Raw genomic sequence first — 3,281 nt, 5'->3', positions numbered from 1 at the left:
CGGACGAGGGTGGACGAGATGTCAACGGGCACCGAAGATTCCTCAAAAGTGGGCATCTAAAATTCCCTAGTTTGGCGGGAGGGTTTATGCCGGTGATCAGCCGTGATGGGATCGGGCTTTTCCTTCGTTGGCGGGCGGCCGCGCCGTTTGGGCAAGGGCGACGGGTTGATGGGCGGTGTAGCGCGCGCATGTTCAGGCAGCAGGTCGGCGTGCTGTCGCATGCGATAGCTGGAGCCCTCGATCTGGATGACCACAGCGTGGTGAAGAAGGCGGTCGAGCAGCGCGGTGGCGACCACCGGATCGCCAAAGACATCGCTCCATTCGGCGAAGCCGCGGTTGGATGTAAGGATCATGGCGCCCTTTTCGTATCGGGCGTTGACGAGCTGGAAGAACAGGTTGCCGCCGCCAGGCGTAACGGGGAGATACCCGATCTCATCGACGACGAGGAGGGAAGAGCGGCACAGGAAGCGGATCCTTTCGCGCAAGGTGCCCTCACGTTCGGCCTTGGCCAGCGAAGCGATCAGATCGGCGAGCGGGATGAAGTAGACGCTCTTGCCCGCCTTGACGGTCTCGACTGCGAGGGCGGTAGCGATGTGGCTCTTCCCGGTGCCCGGAGGCCCCAGAAGATGCACGACCTCGGCCCGGTTGATGAAGTCAAGGCCAGCCAGCGCCAGGATCCGATTGCGGTCGAGCGAGGGCTGGAAGGAGAAGTCATATCCGTCCAGCGTCTTGATGATCGGCAGCCTTGCCATGCGCAGGGCCGCCTTGATCCTGCGGTTCTCCCGCAGCGACAGTTCTTCGTTCAGCAATATGTCGATGGCCTCAATGCCATCGATCTTACCCTGCTCGATTCCGCGCAGGGTGACGTCGAGCATCTCCAGGGCGCGCGACATTTTGAGATGAACCAGGCTGCGGCGGATATTATCGAGGCGGGAAGCGGCAGCAACGTGGTTCATGGCCGTTCTCCTCGGGCCAGCTGGCTGCCGATCGCCTGATAAATCGCCAGAGAGCGCACCGCGACATGCTCGCCGATACGACCAATGGCGATAACTTCTTTCCCATGGTGACGGCGTTTGGCGCCGTTGCCTCCGGTTCGATGCGCAGGGTCGATCCTGTATTGCCGGCGCCCCTCCAGGACAGGATGCTCGGCAATGACATTGCCCAGGTCGATGATCCGGATCTTGTCAGGCAGTTGCTGGATTTCGACGATGCGCCGGGTGCGATCGGGAACGCTGTAATAGTTGCCGCCGACGGAGACCATGCCGTCGTGGCTGACGCGGCGCTCCAGCTTCAGCACGGCATCGAAGCGCCCTGCTGGGAGCAGTTGCAGCTCAGGCTGCTCGGCGGCAAAGGCTTCGAGAATGATCCGCTGCGTCGTGCCGTGGACACGGACGTTGGCGACGGTATCGAGCCAGTCGATCAGCTGGACATTGAGATCTTCCAGATTGCGGAAGCTCCGGCCCAGGAAGAAGTCCTTGCGGATATAGCTGAACGGCCGCTCGACCTTTCCCTTGGTCTTGGCCCGATAGGGGCGGCAGGCGCGGGGTACGAAGCGGTAATGCCGCGCCAGGGCCAGCAATGATCGATTGTAGATGATATGGCCCTGATCATCCTCCCCCGTCACGGCGGTTTTCATGCGATCGTAGAGGATCTCGATCGGGACGCCGCCGATCGCTTCGAAGGCCTGCATATGACAGCGCAACAGGGTTTGGAGATCCTGGTGCATGACATAGCGTGCAAACAGGAAGCGCGAATGCCCCAGCACCAGGCTGAACAGCCAGACGATCCGGCTGACGCCGGGCTCATCGGTAAAATCAACGACGAACCGGGCGAAGTCGACCTGCGCCTGCACGCCTGGCGGCGTCTCGAACCGCACCTCGAAGGGCTTGGGGCCGTTTTCCGGTCGGATCGCCGCCAGGAACCGCTTCACGGCGGTATAGGCGCCCATATAGCCCAGCTCACGGATTTCCCGCGTCAGGCGCGCCGCTGTCAGATCGGGAAAGGCCGTCACCCGCTCGCGCAGAAATTCCAGATAGGGCGCCAGCTTGTTCGGCCGCCCCAGCGCGCGCGGGCCATAAACCGGGGCTTCGACACCCCGCTCGATATATTTGCGGATGGTCTTGGGGTCGCGGCCAGTGCGTCGGGCGATGGCGGATATCGATACGCCCTGCCGATGTAGCTCGAGGATCATCATCAATTCTCCAAGTCGGATCATCGGCCCCGTCTCCGCGTCTGCAAAGGAGATGAGGACGATGTCGGCTCATCTCATTCTGCCGGGGCTAGCCCCGGCAGAATGAGATGAAGGGGCCAACAACTAGGGAATTTTCAAAGCCCACTTTTGCGGAGAATTGCAGGACCGATGACACGAGATACCGCAAACCCGCCCAAATATACCATCTATTCCGGACGGCCATGAACAGGAAAATCAAGGAAAATGGTGCCGGGGACGGAATCCAAGCGAATAAATAACGTTATGATTTCAAATTCTTGATTGACTGTCAGCGGCGGTAAGATACCGCAAAATGTACCACGAGAACCAAAAGGTCAGCATAAATACGATCTAAGTGTCTAATCTAGTTAGACAATTTTGCAAGTGTAATCCATTTGCGACCATCCGCGTCCAAACATTGAGAAATCCTAGGTTTTAATTGCCGGTTCGGTTCCCGTGTTGCGAGGAATTTGTCCTTCCCTGACCATGTTCCTCCGACTTTCCACATCAATGTATCAGGTCATCAGTGGCCATCCGTGACAAGGGTCGTGGACTTCCTGCGCCACGATCATGGCGGCATGATAGCGCCGCTTGCCCGCAACAATCTCATAGGTGGTGGGCGACCCTCCCTCGACAGGCTCGGGACAGGATTTTGCTCGCACGATCAGCGGCACCAGCACGCCCCTCGCCCGAACGGACGGCAGGATATTGGTGAGGTCCGGCGCCTTCTTCACGCCCCGCATATTCGCAGGCGAGATCGAGAGGCAGGCAATGTCGATATGCTTGAGTTCCATCTTCCTTACTCCTCTTGCGCGCACCGGCCCCGGAAAGCGGGGTGGGCGGCAAGAGCGCACCGGCAGGCCCGGCAAAGCGACGGGCTGCATCCGAAGGACCGAAACGCGAGTGGAGGAGCCGCGCCACAGGCCGGCTTGCCGCCCGCCGCGACGGGCCTAGAGGGAAGCGACGCCCACACCGCTTGGCCGGGACCGGCCAACGCCATCGCGTCCAGCGTAAGCGCGGAATTCCGCGCACCTGTTCGGTTGAGTGAGGCGGTGTGAAAGATGTGTCCACC

The 3,281-nt window shown here is 60.4% G+C and carries 3 protein-coding genes; all 3 read right to left on the bottom strand.

The window, feature by feature from the left end:
• Window positions 1-56 precede the first annotated feature (56 nt).
• Window positions 57-956, bottom strand: a complete 900-nt coding sequence (gene istB, locus DM806_RS00935) for an IS21-like element helper ATPase IstB (RefSeq protein WP_179041411.1) — start codon at window positions 954-956, stop codon at window positions 57-59.
• A complete protein-coding gene (istA, locus tag DM806_RS00930) occupies window positions 953-2,215 on the bottom strand; it encodes an IS21 family transposase (protein ID WP_179041410.1) in 1,263 nt (420 codons plus the stop codon). The genes istB and istA overlap by 4 nt, the downstream gene beginning before the upstream one ends.
• 509 nt (window positions 2,216-2,724) lie before the next feature.
• On the bottom strand, window positions 2,725-3,003 hold the full coding sequence (locus DM806_RS00925) for a ParB/RepB/Spo0J family partition protein (protein WP_256869023.1): 279 nt from the start codon (window positions 3,001-3,003) through the stop codon (window positions 2,725-2,727).
• Between the last annotated feature and the right edge of the window lie 278 nt (window positions 3,004-3,281).

This window comes from Sphingobium lactosutens, assembly GCF_013393185.1.
GTDB lineage: Bacteria > Pseudomonadota > Alphaproteobacteria > Sphingomonadales > Sphingomonadaceae > Sphingobium > Sphingobium lactosutens_A.
The sequence above is the reverse complement of the archived record's forward strand: the minus strand, read 5'-3'. Positions and strand labels throughout refer to the sequence as shown.